Genomic DNA, 16,551 nt, shown 5'->3' with positions numbered 1-16,551 from the left:
GTGGGAGCGGGCTTGCTCGCGAAAGGGGCATGACATCCAACATTCATGCAAGCTGACCCACCGCTTTCGCGAGCAAGCCCGCTCCCACAATAGGCTGCGGGCGTTCACAAAAAATGTGTTCACCGCCTATCCCCTGCGGGGTTACTCGTGATGCGGCTCACCGAGGAAGGTCAACGAGGTGAACACGCCGCGGGTGGCCACGTCCTTGTTGTCCTTGAGGGCAATTTCCATCTGCGCCGCGATCACATTCAAGCCTTCGTTGCGCACCAGCACCTTGGCCCGGCCTTCTGCGTCGGTTTCAGTCGATACGGTGTTCGGCGCGCTGCGGTAGTCGCCCACCAGTTTCACACCGGCCGCCGGTTTGCCGTCCAGCAGCACCCGTACCGGCAATGACTGGCCCGGGCCAACGGTCAGCGGGTCGACTTCCGGCAGGATCACGAACTTGATCGGTGCCAGCGTCGGCAGTTTCGCTCCCGGCTCATAGATCGCCAGGCTGTACTTGAACGTGTGGGTCGACTCGATCGCCCCGGGCACTTTGCTGCGGCCTTCGTTGATCCACTTCTTGTCGGCTGTCTGGGACCACATGCCGTTGTCCAGCGCCACGGCCAGCACCGCGGGCGGCTTGAGCGGTTGCAGGCGGGCGTGATCCGGCAGGCGCTCTACGGTGACCGGGATCATCTTGCCGCCCAGGTCATAGGCCCAGGCGCCGCTGACTTTCTGCGCCTTGAAGGCATTGTCTTCGGCGCCGTGACCGTAGATCACTTCGATGTTGCCGCGACGCTGTTCGGTCCACAGACCATGGGCCGAGGCCTGTGTGGCCAGGAGCAGGCCGAGCAGGGCGAAGGTCTTGGGGTATTTCATGCTGACTTCCTTTATAGATCGAGGGTGAGGCTGACAGTGAAGTTGCGCGGATCGCCGGGGGTAACCCAGTAATTGCTGTAGGAGCGTTCGTAGTATTTCTCGTCGAAGACGTTGTTCAGGTTCAGGCCCACGGTGACGTCATCGCTGGCCTTGTAATGGGCCAACAGGTCCACGGTGTGATAGGCCGGCAGTTCGAAATCCTTGCCGGCTTCGCCCGAGCGATCACCGACGTAAGTGAACGCCGCGCCGACATCCGAACCGCGCAGGTGGCCGTCCTGGAACTCGTAGACCCCCAGCAGGCTACCGCTGTGTTTGGCGACGCCGAGGATTCGGCTGCCGGTGGGGATTTGCTCGTCACCCTTGGTCACTTCTGCGTCGATGTAGGCGAAGGCGCCGATTACGCGCACGGTGTCGGTCACCTGCCCGGTGAATTGCAGGTCGATGCCCTGGCTGCGGGCCTTACCCATGGCACTGTAGAAATCAGTCCCGGCGATTTGCGCCAGGACGTTTTCCTTCTCTATATGGAACGCCGCCAGGGTGGTGCTCAGGCGGTCGTCGAACAACTCGCTCTTGATCCCCACTTCATAGCCAACCCCTTCCTCGGGATCGAAGGTTTTGCTGTCGGCATCCAGGCCGTTGTTGGGTTTGAACGATGTAGAGGCGTTGGCGAACAGGCCGACCTCGGGCGTCAACTGATACAACAGGCCAGCCCGTTGCGTGAACGCGTCATGACGCTGGCTGCTGGAGACCCCGGTGGTGTGATCGTCGATGCTCTGCTCGAAATGCTCATAACGTACGCCGAGCATGCCCCGCAGCTTGTCGGTGAAGACGATCTGGTCCTGCAGGTTCAATGCGCGGCTTTGCACACGCTCGAAAAAATCCGTGCCGGTACGATCACCATTGGGTTTGGGCTGGCCGTAGATCGGCTGATAGATGTCGATGGGGTAGGTGCCGCCCGTGATCCTGGTGACGCGCTCGTTCTTGCGGTAGTCCTCGTATTCGCTGCCGATCAGCAGTTCGTGCTGCCACGGGCCGAGGTCGAACAGGCCGCGCAATTCCAACTGGGTGATGCTGTCGTGCCAACTGTTGTCGCGCTCGCGGTAGCGGCGGTTCACCGTGCGTCCATCGGCGTTCAACGGCTGCGCCTCGGAGGCGAAGCCCCAGAGTTCACCCTGCTTGTAATGGCTGGCCAGGCGCAGTTGCCAGGTGTCGTTGAGCTGATGTTCGAGGGCGGCCTGGAGCATGTTGTTGTGATTGTCGATGTCGCCGTCGTTGGGCTCGCCCAAAAAGGTCGAGCGGGAAACGCCGCTCCAGCGGTTGTTCGGGGCGACAATGCCACGGTCGAACGTCGAGCTGTGGCGCACGATTTCGCTTTCCACCAGTAACCGGGTGTCAGGGTTCAATTGCCAACTGATGGAAGGCGCGACGAAGACGCGCTGGCTGTCGACGTGATCGCGAAAGCTGTGGTTGTCCTCGATCGCCAGGTTGACCCGCGACAACAGGTTGCCCTCGGTGTCCAGTGGCGTGTTGACGTCCAGCGCGGTGCGGTAGCGATCCCAGCTGCCGGCGCTGGTTTGCAAGGTGGTGAAGGCTTCGGGCTGGGGTTTCTTGGTGACTATGTTCACCGTACCGCCGGGATCGCCCCGTCCATACAGGCTGGCGGCCGGCCCCTTGAGCACTTCGATCCGTTCGATGTTCGCCGTGTCCGGCGTGCTCGGATAACCGCGGTTGGCGCTGAAGCCGTCCTTATAGAACTCCGACGTCGTGAAGCCGCGCACGCTGTATTCGTAGAGCGTCAGGCCACCGAAGTTGTTCTGCTTCGATACACCGCCGGCGTATTCCAATGCCCGTTCGACGTTGGTGCTGCCCAGGTCCTTGAGCACGCTGGCGGGAATCACGCTGATCGATTGCGGGATGTCGCGCAGGGCGGTGTCGGTTTTGGTGGCGCTGGCCGAGCGCGTGGCGCGATAACCTGTGACAGGTCCGGTGGGGGATTCGTAGTCGGACGTCACGGTGATGGCGTCCAGCTCCAGGGGCTGGCTCTCTTCGGCGTAGGCCGGATCGCCCAGCAGGCCCAAGGCGAGACTGGCAGCGGAAATCCGTTTCAGGGATGACATGTTAGGGTGTTCCAATTTTTAGTATTGAAACAATATAACACTACCGATGAGAATTTATGCTATTCCTGATTTGCTAAATGTGGGCGGATTTTTTTGTGGCGAGGGAGCAAGCTCCCTAGCCACAGGGGGGTGGAAGGCTTGAAGCGGCTTACTGCTCTTCCTTGAGCACCACCGGCGCCGGCGGTGGGCGCAGGCCGATTTCAGCGGTGAGCTTGAGCTCCTTGCCGTTGCGCATGACCTGGATCGTCACCTTGTCGGTGGGCTTGATCCGCGCCACCTGGTTCATCGAGCGGCGGCCATCGCCGGCCGGCTCGCCATCGATGCTCAGGATCACATCGCCCAGTTGCAGGCCGGCCTTCTGTGCCGGGCCGTCGCGGAAAATCCCCGCCACCACGATGCCGGGCCGCCCGGACAAGCCGAAGGACTCCGCCAGTTCCTGGGTCAGCGGCTGGACTTCAATGCCCAGCCAGCCGCGAATCACCTGGCCGTGTTCGATGATCGACTTCATCACCTCCATCGCCAGCTTCACCGGAATGGCGAAACCGATGCCCTGGCTGCCGCCGGACTTGGAGAAGATCGCCGTGTTGATCCCGGTGAGGTTGCCGTTGGCATCCACCAGCGCGCCGCCGGAGTTGCCGGGGTTGATCGCGGCGTCGGTCTGGATGAAATCCTCGTAGTTGTTCAGGCCCAACTGATTGCGCCCGGTGGCGCTGATGATGCCCATGGTCACGGTCTGGCCAACGCCGAACGGGTTGCCGATGGCCAGGGTCACGTCGCCGATGCGGATGCTGTCGGAGCGGCCGATGGTGATGGCCGGCAGGTTCTTGAGGTCGATCTTCAGCACCGCGAGGTCGGTTTCCGGGTCGCTGCCGATTACCCGGGCCAGGGTTTCACGACCGTCCTTGAGCGCCACCACGATCTGGTCGGCACCGCTGGTGACGTGGTTGTTGGTCAAAATATAACCTTCCGGGCTCATGATCACGCCCGACCCCAGGCTCGACTCCATGCGCTTCTGCTTGGGCGAGTTGTCGCCGAAGAAGCGCCGGAATTGCGGGTCTTCGAACAACGGATGGCTGGGTTTGTTGATGACCTTGGTGGTGTACAGGTTCACTACGGCTGGCGCGGCGGTGGTCACGGCGTCGGCATAGGACACCGGCCCCTGTTGCACCGCCTTGGTTTGCGGCGCCTGCTGCAAGTTGACGTCGAGGCTCGGCAAGCCCACCCATTCCGGGTAGCGCTGGATAATCAGTAGAGCGACAAGCACGCCGGCCAACAGCGGCCAGCCGGAAAAACGCAGCGCCTTGAGCATTAAGCACGTCCTACAAAGGTTGCAGGCGGTATGAGACCGCCCATAATGTCGCGCATTATACGAGGCCGCGCGCGCCTCTGAACGGGATATTTAGGAGTCTTTTCATGGCCGTAGCCCTGAACACCCTGGTCGAAGAAGCGGACCGTTACCTGGCCAGCAGCCGGATTGCCGATTATTGCCCCAACGGCCTGCAGGTCGAAGGTGCGCCCCAGGTGATGCGCATTGTCAGTGGCGTCACCGCCAGCCAGGCGTTGCTTGATGCTGCCGTCGAGGCCGAGGCCGACCTGGTGCTGGTGCATCACGGTTACTTCTGGAAGGGCGAAAACCCTTGCATCACCGGCATGAAACAGCGTCGCCTCAAGACGTTGCTCAAACATGACATCAGCCTGCTGGCCTACCACTTGCCCTTGGACCTGCACCCGGAGGTGGGCAACAACGTGCAACTGGCCCGCCAGTTGGACATCACTGTCGAGGGACCGCTGGATCCGGACAACCCCAAGATCGTCGGCCTGGTCGGCTCCCTGTCCGAACCGATGACGGCGCGGGATTTCGCGCGCAAGGTCCAGGAAGTCATGGGGCGAGAGCCGTTGTTGATCGAAGGCGAGCAGATGATCCGCCGGGTCGGCTGGTGCACCGGTGGTGGCCAGGGCTATATCGATCAGGCGGTGTTGGCTGGCGTCGACCTGTACCTCAGCGGCGAGGCGTCGGAGCAGACGTTCCACAGTGCGCGGGAAAATGGCATCAGCTTCGTCGCCGCCGGGCATCATGCGACCGAACGCTATGGCGTACAGGCGTTGGGTGATTATCTGGCGCGACGCTTCGCCCTGGAGCACATCTTCATCGATTGCCCGAATCCCATCTGACTGTTTATAACCCCTGTTTGTATTCCCTGTGGGAGCGAGCCTGTGGGAGCAAAGCCTGTGGGAGCAAAGCTTGCTCGCGATAGCGGCGTTGCATGTGCCGACGTCATCGCGAGCAAGCTTTGCTCCCACAGGGTTCACTGTCTCCCACAGGGTTCACTGTCTCCCACAAGGGTTCACTGTCTCCCACAAGGGTTCACTGTCTCCTACAGGGTTCACTGTCTCCCACAGGGCCCACTGCAATGCCCGAACCACTGGGCATATCCATATGCTGTTTCGATCTAGTTGGCGCCCTGATTAGAAGAGGTCGCTGTGCTAGGATTCCCCGCTCGAACACGGCCCGCTGGCCGTTCATAAGAAAGTTTTCGTGAGTAGCCATGGTCGACAAACTGACGCATCTGAAACAGCTGGAGGCGGAAAGCATCCACATCATCCGCGAGGTGGCCGCCGAGTTCGATAACCCGGTGATGCTGTACTCCATCGGTAAAGACTCCGCCGTGATGCTGCACCTGGCACGCAAGGCGTTCTTCCCCGGCAAGCTGCCGTTTCCGGTGATGCACGTCGACACCCGCTGGAAATTCCAGGAAATGTACAAGTTCCGCGACCGCATGGTCGAGGAACTGGGCCTGGATTTGATCACCCATGTGAACCCGGACGGCGTGGCGCAGGGCATCAACCCATTTACCCACGGCAGTGCCAAGCACACCGACATCATGAAGACCGAAGGCCTCAAGCAGGCCTTGGACAAATATGGTTTCGACGCCGCGTTCGGCGGTGCCCGTCGCGATGAAGAGAAATCCCGCGCCAAGGAGCGCGTGTACTCGTTCCGCGACAGCAAGCACCGCTGGGACCCGAAGAACCAGCGCCCGGAGTTGTGGAACGTCTACAACGGCAAGGTCAACAAAGGCGAGTCGATCCGGGTATTCCCGCTGTCGAACTGGACCGAGCTGGACATCTGGCAGTACATCTACCTTGAAGGCATCCCGATCGTGCCGCTGTACTTTGCTGCCGAGCGTGAAGTGATCGAGAAGAACGGCACGCTGATCATGATTGACGACGAGCGTATCCTCGAGCACCTGTCCGACGAAGACAAAGCCCGTATCGTCAAGAAGAAAGTGCGTTTCCGTACCCTTGGCTGCTACCCGTTGACGGGCGCGGTGGAGTCCGAGGCCGAAAGCCTGACGGACATCATCCAGGAAATGCTCCTGACGCGAACTTCCGAGCGCCAGGGCCGGGTCATCGACCACGATGGCGCAGGCTCGATGGAAGATAAAAAACGTCAAGGTTATTTCTAAGGGGCTGTCATGTCGCATCAATCTGATTTGATCAGCGAGGACATCCTCGCCTACCTGGGCCAGCACGAGCGTAAAGAGCTGCTGCGCTTTTTGACCTGCGGTAACGTCGACGACGGCAAGAGCACCCTGATCGGGCGCCTGCTGCACGACTCCAAGATGATCTACGAAGATCACCTGGAAGCCATCACCCGCGATTCGAAGAAAGTCGGCACCACCGGTGACGATATCGACCTGGCGTTGCTGGTCGACGGCCTGCAGGCCGAGCGCGAGCAAGGCATCACCATCGATGTCGCCTACCGCTATTTCTCCACCGCCAAGCGTAAATTCATCATCGCCGATACCCCAGGCCATGAGCAGTACACCCGCAACATGGCCACCGGTGCGTCCACCTGTGACCTGGCGATCATCCTGGTGGACGCCCGCTACGGCGTGCAGACCCAGACCCGTCGTCACAGCTTCATTGCCTCGTTGCTGGGCATCAAGCACATCGTCGTGGCCATCAACAAGATGGACCTCAAGGACTTCGACCAGGGCGTGTTCGAGTCGATCAAGGCCGACTACCTGAAGTTCGCCGAAGGCTTGAAGATGAAGCCCACCACCATGCACTTCGTGCCGATGTCTGCCCTCAAGGGCGACAACGTGGTGAACAAGTCCGAGCGTTCGCCGTGGTACACCGGCCAGTCGCTGATGGAAATCCTCGAGACCGTGGAAGTGGCGGGCGACCGTAACTTCACCGACCTGCGTTTCCCAGTGCAGTACGTCAACCGTCCGAACCTGAACTTCCGCGGCTTCGCCGGCACCCTCGCCAGCGGCATCGTGCACAAGGGCGACGAAGTGGTGGTGCTGCCGTCGGGCAAGAGCAGCCGCGTGAAATCCATCGTCACCTTCGAGGGCGAGTTGGAGCATGCAGGTCCTGGCCAGGCGGTAACGCTGACCATGGAAGACGAAATCGACATCTCCCGCGGCGACTTGCTGGTGCATGCCGACAACGTGCCGCCGGTCACCGACAGCTTCGAAGCGATGCTGGTGTGGATGGCCGAAGAGCCGATGCTGCCGGGCAAGAAATATGACATCAAGCGCGCCACCAGCTACGTGCCGGGCTCGATTGCCAGCATCGTCAACAAGGTCGATGTGAACACCCTTGAAGAAGGTCCGGCCAGCGCGTTGCAGCTCAACGAAATCGGCCAGGTGAAGATCGCCCTGGACGCGCCGATCGCTCTGGACGGTTACGAGAGCAACCGCACCACTGGCGCGTTCATCGTCATCGATCGCCTGACCAACGGCACGGTCGGTGCCGGCATGATCGTCGCCCAGCCGCTGGCTCACGGCAGCAGCACGCACCATGGCAAGCTGGCCCATGTGTCGGTGGAAGAACGCGCCCAGCGCTTCGGCCAGCAGCCGGCCACGGTCTTGTTCAGTGGCCTGTCGGGCGCTGGCAAAAGCACGCTGGCCTATGCGGTCGAGCGCAAGTTGTTCGACTCGGGCCGTGCGGTCTTTGTCCTCGATGGCCAGAACCTGCGCCATGACCTGAACAAGGGCTTGCCACAGGATCGCGCCGGGCGTACCGAGAACTGGCGCCGGGCGGCTCACGTCGCCCGTCAGTTCAACGAAGCCGGCCTGCTGACCCTCGCCGCGTTTGTCGCCCCGGATGCCGAAGGCCGCGAACAGGCCAAGGCGCTGATCGGCAAGGAGCGTCTGCTGACGGTCTACGTCCAGGCCTCGCCAACGGTGTGTGCCCAGCGTGATCCGCAAGGGCTGTATGCCGCCGCTGGCGACAACATCCCGGGCGAATCCTTCCCGTATGACGTGCCGCTGGATGCCGACCTGGTGATCGACACCCAGGCGCTGACCCTGGAAGAGAGCGTCAAGCAGGTGCTGGATCTGCTGCGCAAGCGTGGGGCGATCTAAGGTCCGCCGCTGTAACTAAAAGCCCGCAGATGAGCGATCATCCGCGGGCTTTTTCATTTCCAGAGAACAATTCGGTCAACTGTGGGAGCGGGCTGTGTGGGAGCAAGGCTTGCCCGCGATGAAAACGCCGCGGTCTCTTGAGGACCGCAGCGCCTGGATCGCGAGCAAACCTTGCTCCCACACAGCCCGCTCCCACAGGGGAAGTTAGTGGGGGTTTGGATACTCCCGATGCATCTGCGCCAGCAACGCATCCTTGTCCTGCCACAACTGGTTGATCCAGCCCTGGAACTCCAGGCGATACACGCCGTCCTGGTCGTAGTTCTTGCCAATGAACTGCGGTGGGATCTTCAGTTCCTGGAAATGCACCACCACCTCTCCAACGTTGCCGCAGAGCAAATCCCAATACCCCGGACGACCGCACGGATAATGAATGGTCACGTTGATGATCGACTCCAGTTGCTCACCCATGGCATCCAGTACAAACGCGATGCCGCCGGCCTTGGGCTTGAGCAGGTAGCGAAACGGTGACTGCTGCTGGGCGTGCTTGCTGTCGGTGAAGCGCGTGCCTTCGACGAAGTTGAAAATGCCCACAGGGTTGTCGCGAAACTTCGCGCAGGTCTTGCGGGTGGTTTCCAGGTCCTTGCCTTTCTTTTCCGGATGCTTCTCCAGGTAAGCCTTGGAGTAGCGTTTCATGAACGGGAAGCCCAGCGCCCACCAGGCCAGGCCGATCACCGGCACCCAGATCAGTTCCTGCTTGAGGAAGAACTTCAGCGGCCGGATGCGTCGGTTCAGCACGTACTGCAACACCATGATGTCGACCCAGCTCTGGTGGTTGCTGGTGATCAGGTACGAATGCTGGTAGTCCAGGCCCTCCAGGCCGCTGAGGTGCCAGCGGGTACGACGCAGCAGGCTCATCCAGGCCTTGTTGTTGCTGATCCAGGCTTCGTGGATGTGGCCCATCAGCCAGTTGGTGAAGCGCTGGGCGGCGGGGAAGGGCAGCAACAGCTTGAAGATCGCCACGATGAACAGTGGCGTGCAGCAGGCGATGGTGTTCAGCGCCAACAGCAGCGAGGCAATGACGCCGCGCAAAGGAGCAGGCAAAAAGTCCAGCATTTAAATGTCCAAAGGTCGGTTGGCGGCTTGGATCGCGGTCAGGGCGATGGTGTACACGATGTCGTCGACCTGGGCGCCGCGCGGCAAGTCATTCACCGGTTTGCGCAAGCCTTGCAGCATCGGCCCGAGGCTGACGCAATCGGCGCTGCGCTGCACGGCCTTGTGGGTGGTGTTGCCGGTGTTGAGGTCCGGGAAGATGAACACCGTCGCCCGGCCGGCCACCTGGCTGTTGGGCGCCAATTGCCGTGCCACGGTTTCGTTGGCGGCGGCGTCGTACTGCAACGGACCATCGATCAACAGGCCGTGCTGGGCCTCGTGGGCAAGCAGGGTGGCTTCGCGAACTTTTTCCACTTCTTCGCCACTGGCCGACTCGCCGCTGGAGTAGCTGAGCATCGCCACCCGCGGCGTGATGCCGAACGCGGCGGCCGAGTCGGCGCTTTGCAGGGCGATTTCCGCCAGCTCCGCAGCGCTGGGGTGTGGGTTCATCACGCAGTCGCCGTAGACCAGCACTTCTTCGGGAAACAGCATGAAAAACACCGAGGACACCAGCGAGCATCCTGGCGCGGTCTTGATCAGTTGCAACGCCGGGCGGATGGTGTTGGCGGTGGAATGGATAACGCCGGATACCAGCCCGTCCACTTCATCCAGGGCCAGCATCATGGTGCCGATGACCACGGTGTCTTCCAGTTGCTGCTCGGCCATCGGCGCGTTCAGGCTCTTGCTCTTGCGCAAACTCACCATGGGTTCGACGTAACGCTCGCGAATCGAATCCGGGTCGAGAATCTCCAGCCCCGGCGGTAGTTCGATACCTTGGGCGCGGGCTACTGCCTCGACGTCGGCCGGCTTGGCCAGCAACACGCAGCGGGCAATGCCCCGGGCCTGGCAAATGGCGGCAGCCTGGACGGTCAACGGTTCGCTGCCTTCGGGCAGCACGATGCGTTTGTTGGCGGCCTGGGCGCGTTGGATCAACTGATAGCGGAACACCGCTGGCGACAGGCGCATTTCCCGTGGCGTGCCGCAGCGCTGGTGCAGCCATCTGGCGTCCAGGTGACTGGCGACAAAATCGGTGATGATCTCCGCACGTTCGCGGTCATCGATGGGGATTTCCTTGTTCAAACCGTTGAGCAGGTTGGCAGTGTCATAGGAGCCGGTGCTCACCGACAGCACCGGCAACCCCGCCTGTAAGGCGCCGCGACACAAATCCATGATGCGCGGGTCGGGCAGGGTGTCACTGGTCAGCAGCAGGCCGGCCAGCGGCACGCCGTTGATCGCTGCCAGGCTCACGGCCAGGATGATGTCGTCGCGATCGCCGGGGGTCACCACCAGCACGCCAGGCTTGAGCAGCTCCACGGTGTTGCGCATGGTGCGGGCGCAAATGATGATGTTGCTCATGCGCCGGGTTTCGTAGTCTCCGGCGTTGAGCACCTGCGCGCCCATCAGGTCGGCCACGTCGCGGGTGCGCGGGGCATTGAGTTCGGGGCGAAACGGGATGCAACCGAGCAGGCGGAAATCGCCGCTGCGCAGCAAGGGCGAGTGCTCCTTGAGCCGTGCGGAAAACGCCTCCATGCTTTCGTCGGTGCGGACCTTGTTCAGGATCACCCCGAGAACTTTCGGGTCCTTCGGCCCGCCAAACAACTGCGCCTGCAACTCTACCCGGCCAGACAGTTCGGTCAGCACTTCGTTTTCCGGCGCCGACACCAGGATGACCTCGGCGTCCAGGCTCTTGGCCAGGTGCAGGTTGACCCGGGCGGCGTAGCTGGCGTTGCGGGTCGGGACCATGCCTTCGACGACCAGCACGTCCTTGCCGATGGCTGCCTGCTGGTACAGCGTAATGATTTCTTCCAACAGCTCATCGAGCTGGCCGTCGCCGAGCATGCGCTCGACGTGCGCCAGGCCCAGTGGCTGCGGCGGCTTGAGGCCATGGGTGCGGGCCACCAGCTCGGTGGAGCGTTCCGGCCCGGTGTCGCCGGGATGCGGCTGGGCAATGGGTTTGAAAAAGCCGACTTTCAGCCCGGCGCGTTCAAGGGTACGCACCAGCCCGAGGCTGATGGAGGTCAGGCCCACACCAAAATCGGTGGGCGCGATAAAAAAAGTTTGCATGCGAATTCTCTAAGGGGGAATGGCGCGGCCTATATCTGGCCGTCTACCCACGATTCAGTCGCCAAGGTTATCGCTAACCGGGCCTTGAGCGCACCAGCCGCAATCAAAGGGCTGACCTATTTTTTCAATACGTTGCCCGGGGTCCAGCACCCAGGCCCGGGACTGCCACGGTGGCTGGTGACGCAGATGCTGAGTGTGGCCACAGGACAGCTCGGCCACCCAGTGCCCGTCCTCGTCCTGATGGAAACCGGTGACCGTCGGTCTGTTCGAGCTAGCCCGTTTGTCCGGGTTCCGTTCGCTTTCGGGCAAATCCTTGTTTAGACTTGTCCGTTCTTCATTCTTATGCAAAAGGTCTCGCCCCATGCTGATCGCCGCCAATAAGGCTGTCTCCATCGACTATACCCTGACCAATGACGCTGGTGAGGTCATCGACAGCTCTGCCGGCGGCGCTCCGCTGGTCTACCTGCAAGGCGCAGGTAATATCATTCCGGGTCTGGAAAAGGCCCTGGAGGGCAAAGCCGTCGGTGACGAGCTGAAAGTGGCCGTTGAGCCGGAAGACGCTTATGGTGAATACTCCGCTGAGCTGGTCAGCACCTTGAGCCGCAGCATGTTCGAAGGCGTGGATGAGCTGGAAGTGGGCATGCAGTTCCACGCCTCGGCGCCCGATGGCCAGATGCAGATCGTCACCATCCGCGACCTGGAAGGCGATGACGTCACCGTTGACGGCAACCACCCGTTGGCCGGTCAGCGCTTGAACTTCCAAGTCAAGATCGTCGACATCCGTGACGCCAGCCAGGAAGAAATCGCCCATGGTCACGTCCATGGCGAAGGCGGCCATCACCACTGATTTCTGCGCTACGCTCAAGTAACCAGTGAACTGGAAAGGCGCCATACGGCGCCTTTTTAGTCGGTTGCTGTTAGCATCACCCATGGCTGTTTCGAAAAGATCCGCAAACCTGGAGTTCGTCATGAGTGCTTTTCACGACCTTAAATTGAAAGCCCTGGATGGTCAGGAGCTTGCTCTGGCGCCGTTCAAGGGGCAAGTCGTGCTGGTGGTCAACGTCGCCTCCAAATGTGGCCTGACGCCTCAATACGCGGCGCTGGAAAACCTCTATCAGCAATACAAGGCCAAGGGTTTCAGCGTGCTGGGCCTGCCCTGCAATCAGTTCGCCGGGCAAGAGCCGGGGACCGAGCAGGAAATCCAGGACTTCTGCAGCCTCAACTATGGCGTGACATTCCCGCTGTCCAGCAAGCTGGACGTGAACGGTCACGATCGTCATCAGTTGTACCGCCTGCTGGCGGGCGAGGGGGCCGAGTTTCCCGGGGACATTACCTGGAACTTCGAAAAATTCCTGCTCGGCAAGGACGGTCGGGTACTGGCGCGTTTCTCACCGCGCACGGCGCCGGATGATCCTGCCGTGATCCAGGCGATCGAAAAAGCGCTGGGCTGAAAGCCCGGCACTGAACCCTGTGGCGAGGGGATTTATCCCCGCTGGGTTGCGAAGCAGCCCCCAAAACCTGCTAACTCGGTGTGTCAGAAAAGACTCGGTCGCAGCTGATGGGGTTGCTGCGCAACCCAGCGGGGATAAATCCCCTCGCCACAGGTTTTGCACTCGCCTTGGCATTAGCTTCCAGACAGTCGCGATCTTTTGATCCTTAATCACTCCAATCAATAGTGCTACCCAGCGCTTACCATGCTCCATATTATCGTCGTCATATCCGACCTGTGACTTCGTCCCGTGGAGTGCCCCATGCCTGCAAAAGCCCTGTTCAAACCTTTCCACCTCGGCGCGCTCGAGTTGCCGACCCGGGTGGTGATGGCGCCGATGACCCGTTCCTTTTCGCCGGGCGGCGTGCCCAATGCCAAGGTCATCGAGTATTACCGTCGCCGCGCGGCGGCCGGGGTCGGCCTGATCATCACCGAGGGCACGACGGTGGGGCACAAGGCCTCCAACGGCTACCCGAACGTGCCGCATTTCTATGGCGACGCCGCGCTGGCCGGCTGGAAGAAAGTGGTTGATGCGGTGCATGCCGAAGGCGGCAAGATTGTTCCACAACTGTGGCATGTGGGCAGTGTGCGACGCATCGGCACCGAGCCGGACGCCAGCGTGCCGGGCTATGGCCCGACCGAAAAGCTCAAGGACGGTCAGGTGGTGGTCCACGGTATGACCCAGGCGGACATTGACGACGTCATCGCCGCGTTCGCCCAGGCGGCAAAAGACGCGCAAAGTATCGGCATGGACGGGGTGGAAATCCACGGTGCCCACGGCTACCTGGTGGACCAGTTCTTCTGGGAAGGCAGCAACCAGCGCACCGACGGATATGGCGGCAGCCTGGCCAACCGCTCGCGCTTTGCGATCGAATTGATCCGTGCCGTGCGCGCGGCGGTGGGAGAGGGCTTCCCGATCATTTTCCGCTTCTCCCAATGGAAGCAGCAGGACTACACCGCGCGCCTGGTGCAGAGCCCTGAAGCCCTGGGCGAATTCCTCAAGCCGTTGTCTGACGCGGGCGTGGATATTTTTCACTGTTCGACACGGCGCTTCTGGGAGCCGGAGTTCGAAGGCTCCGAGCTGAACCTGGCCGGCTGGACCCGCAAGCTCACCGGCAAGCCGACCATCACCGTCGGCAGCGTCGGCCTGGATGGCGAGTTCCTGCAGTTCATGGTCAACACCGACAAAATCGCGCAACCGGCCAGCCTGGAGAAACTGCTGGAGCGCTTGAACAACGATGAGTTCGACCTGGTGGCGGTGGGGCGTGCGCTGCTGGTGGATCCGGACTGGGCGCAGAAAGTTCGCGAAGGTCGGGAGCAGGAGATCTTGCCGTTCAGTCGTGAGGCGTTGATGACCCTGGTTTAAGCGGCGCCTTGTAGGGCCTCATCGCGGGCAAGCCTTGCTCCCACATTGATCTTCAGCGAACACATTTTGCGTGAACGACTGATAACTCTGTGGGAGCAAGGCTTGCCCGCGATGCTTTTCAGCGTTGCGACACGGCCTGGGGCAGCGACGATTCGACCTGGCAAACCCCGCGCAACTGCGCCTCGAATTGCTCGATCACCGACGCCCAGCCCTGGCGACTGGCATGCTGGCGCGCATTAAGCCGTACGCAACGCAAAGTCTCGCGCTTCTCCAGCAGCCAACGGGCCGCATCGCAAAACGCCTCTTCATCCCCCGGCATCGCCAGCACGCCGTTATAGCCGTGGCGAATATGTTGCGCCGCCGCAGCCTGATCGTAGGCCACCACACCCAGCCCGGACGCCAGCGCTTCCAACACCACATTGCCGAAGGTTTCGGTCAGGCTCGGAAAGACAAACACATCCCCGGACGCATAATGGCTGGCCAGCGCCTCGCCGCGTTGCGAGCCACAAAAGATCGCTTCGGGCAGTTCCTGTTCCAGCGCGGACCGCTGCGGGCCGTCGCCGATCACCACCAGTTTCATCCGTCGCCCTGGGAAAGCGCTGCACAGCGTGGCGAAACTGCGCTTGAGCAGCCCGAGGTTTTTCTCCGGAGCCAGGCGTCCGACGTGGATCACGGCGATGTCATCGTCGCCCAGGCCCCACGCCTCACGCAGGCTCGCCGAGCGCTTGACCGGATGAAACAGTTGGCTGTCCACGCCGCGCGACAGCAGCGCCACGCGCTCGAAATGTCGTCGCTCCAGTTCCAGGCGCTGACTGACGCTGGGCACCAGGGTCAGGTTGGAGCGGTTGTGAAACCAGCGCAGGTAATGGGTGAGCACGCGACTCAACAGCCCGAGGCCGTACTGCTGGGTGTATTGCTGGAAATTGGTGTGGAAACCACTGACCACCGAGATGCCCAGGCGCCGTGCCGCGCGCAGTGCCGACAAACCCAGTGGCCCTTCGGTGGCGATGTACAGCACGTCCGGACGATGGCGTTTCCAGCGCCTGAGCAGTTTGTGCATGGACGCCTGGCCCCACTGCAAACCCGGATAGCCCGGCAACGGCCAGCCCCGGCACAGCAGCAACTGCTCGTCACTGGCCAGGTGTTGGTCGTCGACCTGGCGCGGCCGTATCAGCTCGACCTGATGCCCGCGGGCGCGCAGGCCGTCGTACAGGCGGCCCAGGGTATTGGCCACGCCATTGATTTCCGGCGGGAAGGTTTCGGTGATCAGGGTAATGTGCAGGGGTGTGGTCATGACCCCAGTGTCGACCGGGGCCATTTCGTCATTGTGACGCCAGGATGATGGATTTGTGACGGGCTCAGCCCTGCCGCGCCAAAGCGGTCTCGGCGCCTTGCTCACGGACCCAGAACAACGTCGCCCCGGCCACCGCTGCCGGCATCATCAGGATATTCACCACCGGGATCAGCAACACCAGGTACACGCTGCCGCCAAAGCCCAGGCTCTGCCAGCGTTTTTCCCGCAGCCAGGCGAGCATCTCGTTCCAGCCCAGCTTGTGGTTGTCCGCCGGGTAGTCGATGTACTGGATCGCCATCATCCACACGCCGAACAGCAGCCACAGCGGTGCCGCCACCAGGTTGACCACCGGGATGAACGACAGCACGAACAGCCCCAGGGCGCGGGGCAGGAAATAGCCGAGCTTGCGCGCTTCCCGGCTGAGAGTCCGCGGGATCATGGCGATCAATTCGGCCCAACTGAAGGCCGGGAAGTCGTCGGTGCCGCGGATGACCACTTCGACTTTTTCCGCGAGAAAACCGTTGAACGGTGCGGCGATGACGTTGGCGAGCATCGTGAAGGAGAAAAACACCATCAGCACGACGAGCACCACGAACAGTGGCCAGAGCACATAGCTGAGGAAACTCAGCCAGTCTGGCAGCGACGGCATCAGCGTATCGACCCACAGGCTGAACTGATGGCCGGCCAGGTAGATCAATCCGACAAACAGCACCAGGTTGATCGCCAGGGGCAAGAGTACGAAGAGGCGCAGGCCCGGGCTCAAGACCAGCTTGAGGCCTTCTCGCAAATATTGCGGGCCGGACAGGACGGGGGCGGGCATAGGTGACTCCGAGCGAAGG

At 61.7% G+C, this 16,551-nt stretch carries 14 protein-coding genes; 6 read left to right on the top strand and 8 right to left on the bottom strand.

The window, feature by feature from the left end:
• Positions 1-141: 141 nt before the first annotated feature.
• The 3 genes from CFII68_RS04165 to algW form a co-directional block, all read right to left on the bottom strand.
• A complete protein-coding gene (locus CFII68_RS04165; protein ID WP_018612619.1) occupies positions 142-861 on the bottom strand; it encodes a DUF4198 domain-containing protein in 720 nt (239 codons plus the stop codon).
• 11 nt (positions 862-872) lie between these two features.
• A complete protein-coding gene (locus CFII68_RS04170) occupies positions 873-2,978 on the bottom strand; it encodes a TonB-dependent siderophore receptor (RefSeq protein WP_018612617.1) in 2,106 nt (701 codons plus the stop codon).
• A 148-nt stretch (positions 2,979-3,126) separates the two neighbouring features.
• On the bottom strand, positions 3,127-4,287 hold the full coding sequence (gene algW, locus CFII68_RS04175) for a Do family serine endopeptidase AlgW (protein WP_014340162.1): 1,161 nt from the start codon (positions 4,285-4,287) through the stop codon (positions 3,127-3,129).
• Positions 4,288-4,391: 104 nt separating this feature from the next.
• Between algW and CFII68_RS04180 the strand changes: the two genes are divergently transcribed.
• The 3 genes from CFII68_RS04180 to cysN all read left to right on the top strand — a co-directional run bounded on the left by CFII68_RS04180 (position 4,392) and on the right by cysN (position 8,350).
• Positions 4,392-5,150 carry a Nif3-like dinuclear metal center hexameric protein gene (locus CFII68_RS04180; RefSeq protein ID WP_018612615.1) on the top strand — a complete coding sequence of 253 codons (759 nt, stop codon included), beginning with the start codon at positions 4,392-4,394 and terminating at the stop codon, positions 5,148-5,150.
• A gap of 374 nt (positions 5,151-5,524) precedes the next feature.
• Entirely contained in the window at positions 5,525-6,442 is a 918-nt protein-coding gene (cysD, locus tag CFII68_RS04185; protein WP_003178041.1) for a sulfate adenylyltransferase subunit CysD, read from the top strand.
• 9 nt (positions 6,443-6,451) lie between these two features.
• Positions 6,452-8,350 (top strand): sulfate adenylyltransferase subunit CysN, encoded by a 1,899-nt coding sequence (gene cysN, locus CFII68_RS04190; protein ID WP_018612612.1) that lies wholly within the window; start codon positions 6,452-6,454, stop codon positions 8,348-8,350.
• A 204-nt stretch (positions 8,351-8,554) separates the two neighbouring features.
• On the opposite strand, the gene CFII68_RS04195 is transcribed toward cysN, so the two are convergent.
• From CFII68_RS04195 to CFII68_RS04205, 3 genes are read right to left on the bottom strand one after another with little or no spacing between them, the layout of a single operon-like run.
• The gene (locus tag CFII68_RS04195; protein WP_018612610.1) at positions 8,555-9,463 is read right to left on the bottom strand and encodes an acyltransferase; all 909 of its coding nucleotides are present in this window, start codon (positions 9,461-9,463) and stop codon (positions 8,555-8,557) included.
• The gene (gene pta, locus CFII68_RS04200; RefSeq protein WP_014340158.1) at positions 9,464-11,563 is read right to left on the bottom strand and encodes a phosphate acetyltransferase; all 2,100 of its coding nucleotides are present in this window, start codon (positions 11,561-11,563) and stop codon (positions 9,464-9,466) included.
• Between the two features lie 54 nt (positions 11,564-11,617).
• The gene (locus CFII68_RS04205) at positions 11,618-11,956 is read right to left on the bottom strand and encodes a DUF3565 domain-containing protein (RefSeq protein WP_018612608.1); all 339 of its coding nucleotides are present in this window, start codon (positions 11,954-11,956) and stop codon (positions 11,618-11,620) included.
• Here CFII68_RS04205 and CFII68_RS04210 point away from each other — a divergent pair.
• The 3 genes from CFII68_RS04210 (at position 11,925) to CFII68_RS04220 (ending at position 14,418) form a co-directional block, all read left to right on the top strand.
• A complete protein-coding gene (locus CFII68_RS04210) occupies positions 11,925-12,410 on the top strand; it encodes a peptidylprolyl isomerase (protein WP_018612607.1) in 486 nt (161 codons plus the stop codon). The genes CFII68_RS04205 and CFII68_RS04210 overlap by 32 nt on opposite strands.
• Before the next feature lie 121 nt (positions 12,411-12,531).
• Positions 12,532-13,014 (top strand): glutathione peroxidase, encoded by a 483-nt coding sequence (locus CFII68_RS04215; protein ID WP_018612606.1) that lies wholly within the window; start codon positions 12,532-12,534, stop codon positions 13,012-13,014.
• Positions 13,015-13,314: 300 nt separating this feature from the next.
• Positions 13,315-14,418: an NADH:flavin oxidoreductase gene (locus tag CFII68_RS04220; protein WP_018612605.1), complete on the top strand. Its 1,104-nt coding sequence runs from the start codon at positions 13,315-13,317 to the stop codon at positions 14,416-14,418.
• A gap of 118 nt (positions 14,419-14,536) precedes the next feature.
• Here the strand turns inward: CFII68_RS04220 and CFII68_RS04225 are convergent, their stop codons facing one another.
• Complete coding sequence (locus tag CFII68_RS04225) at positions 14,537-15,736, bottom strand: glycosyltransferase family 1 protein (protein WP_018612603.1); 1,200 nt, start codon at positions 15,734-15,736, stop codon at positions 14,537-14,539.
• 40 nt (positions 15,737-15,776) lie between these two features.
• Positions 15,777-16,532: a sulfate transporter CysZ gene (gene cysZ / locus CFII68_RS04230; protein ID WP_018612601.1), complete on the bottom strand. Its 756-nt coding sequence runs from the start codon at positions 16,530-16,532 to the stop codon at positions 15,777-15,779.
• Positions 16,533-16,551 lie beyond the last annotated feature (19 nt).

It is taken from the genome of Pseudomonas sp. CFII68, from assembly GCF_000416195.1.
Classification (GTDB): domain Bacteria; phylum Pseudomonadota; class Gammaproteobacteria; order Pseudomonadales; family Pseudomonadaceae; genus Aquipseudomonas; species Aquipseudomonas kilonensis.
This window is presented reverse-complemented; position numbering and strand designations above follow the sequence as displayed.

Bases quoted from the DNA above. Each gene is read 5' to 3' on its own strand.
- cysZ (WP_018612601.1), bottom strand. From the start codon at position 16,532: ATGCCCGCCCCCGTCCTGTCCGGCCCGCAATATTTGCGAGAAGGCCTC.
- CFII68_RS04195 (WP_018612610.1), bottom strand. From the start codon at position 9,463: ATGCTGGACTTTTTGCCTGCTCCTTTGCGCGGCGTCATTGCCTCGCTG.
- CFII68_RS04165 (WP_018612619.1), bottom strand. From the start codon at position 861: ATGAAATACCCCAAGACCTTCGCCCTGCTCGGCCTGCTCCTGGCCACA.
- CFII68_RS04180 (WP_018612615.1), top strand. From the start codon at position 4,392: ATGGCCGTAGCCCTGAACACCCTGGTCGAAGAAGCGGACCGTTACCTG.
- pta (WP_014340158.1), bottom strand. From the start codon at position 11,563: ATGCAAACTTTTTTTATCGCGCCCACCGATTTTGGTGTGGGCCTGACC.
- CFII68_RS04225 (WP_018612603.1), bottom strand. From the start codon at position 15,736: ATGGCCCCGGTCGACACTGGGGTCATGACCACACCCCTGCACATTACC.
- algW (WP_014340162.1), bottom strand. From the start codon at position 4,287: ATGCTCAAGGCGCTGCGTTTTTCCGGCTGGCCGCTGTTGGCCGGCGTG.
- CFII68_RS04215 (WP_018612606.1), top strand. From the start codon at position 12,532: ATGAGTGCTTTTCACGACCTTAAATTGAAAGCCCTGGATGGTCAGGAG.
- CFII68_RS04170 (WP_018612617.1), bottom strand. From the start codon at position 2,978: ATGTCATCCCTGAAACGGATTTCCGCTGCCAGTCTCGCCTTGGGCCTG.
- CFII68_RS04210 (WP_018612607.1), top strand. From the start codon at position 11,925: ATGCTGATCGCCGCCAATAAGGCTGTCTCCATCGACTATACCCTGACC.
- CFII68_RS04205 (WP_018612608.1), bottom strand. From the start codon at position 11,956: ATGGAGACAGCCTTATTGGCGGCGATCAGCATGGGGCGAGACCTTTTG.
- CFII68_RS04220 (WP_018612605.1), top strand. From the start codon at position 13,315: ATGCCTGCAAAAGCCCTGTTCAAACCTTTCCACCTCGGCGCGCTCGAG.
- cysN (WP_018612612.1), top strand. From the start codon at position 6,452: ATGTCGCATCAATCTGATTTGATCAGCGAGGACATCCTCGCCTACCTG.
- cysD (WP_003178041.1), top strand. From the start codon at position 5,525: ATGGTCGACAAACTGACGCATCTGAAACAGCTGGAGGCGGAAAGCATC.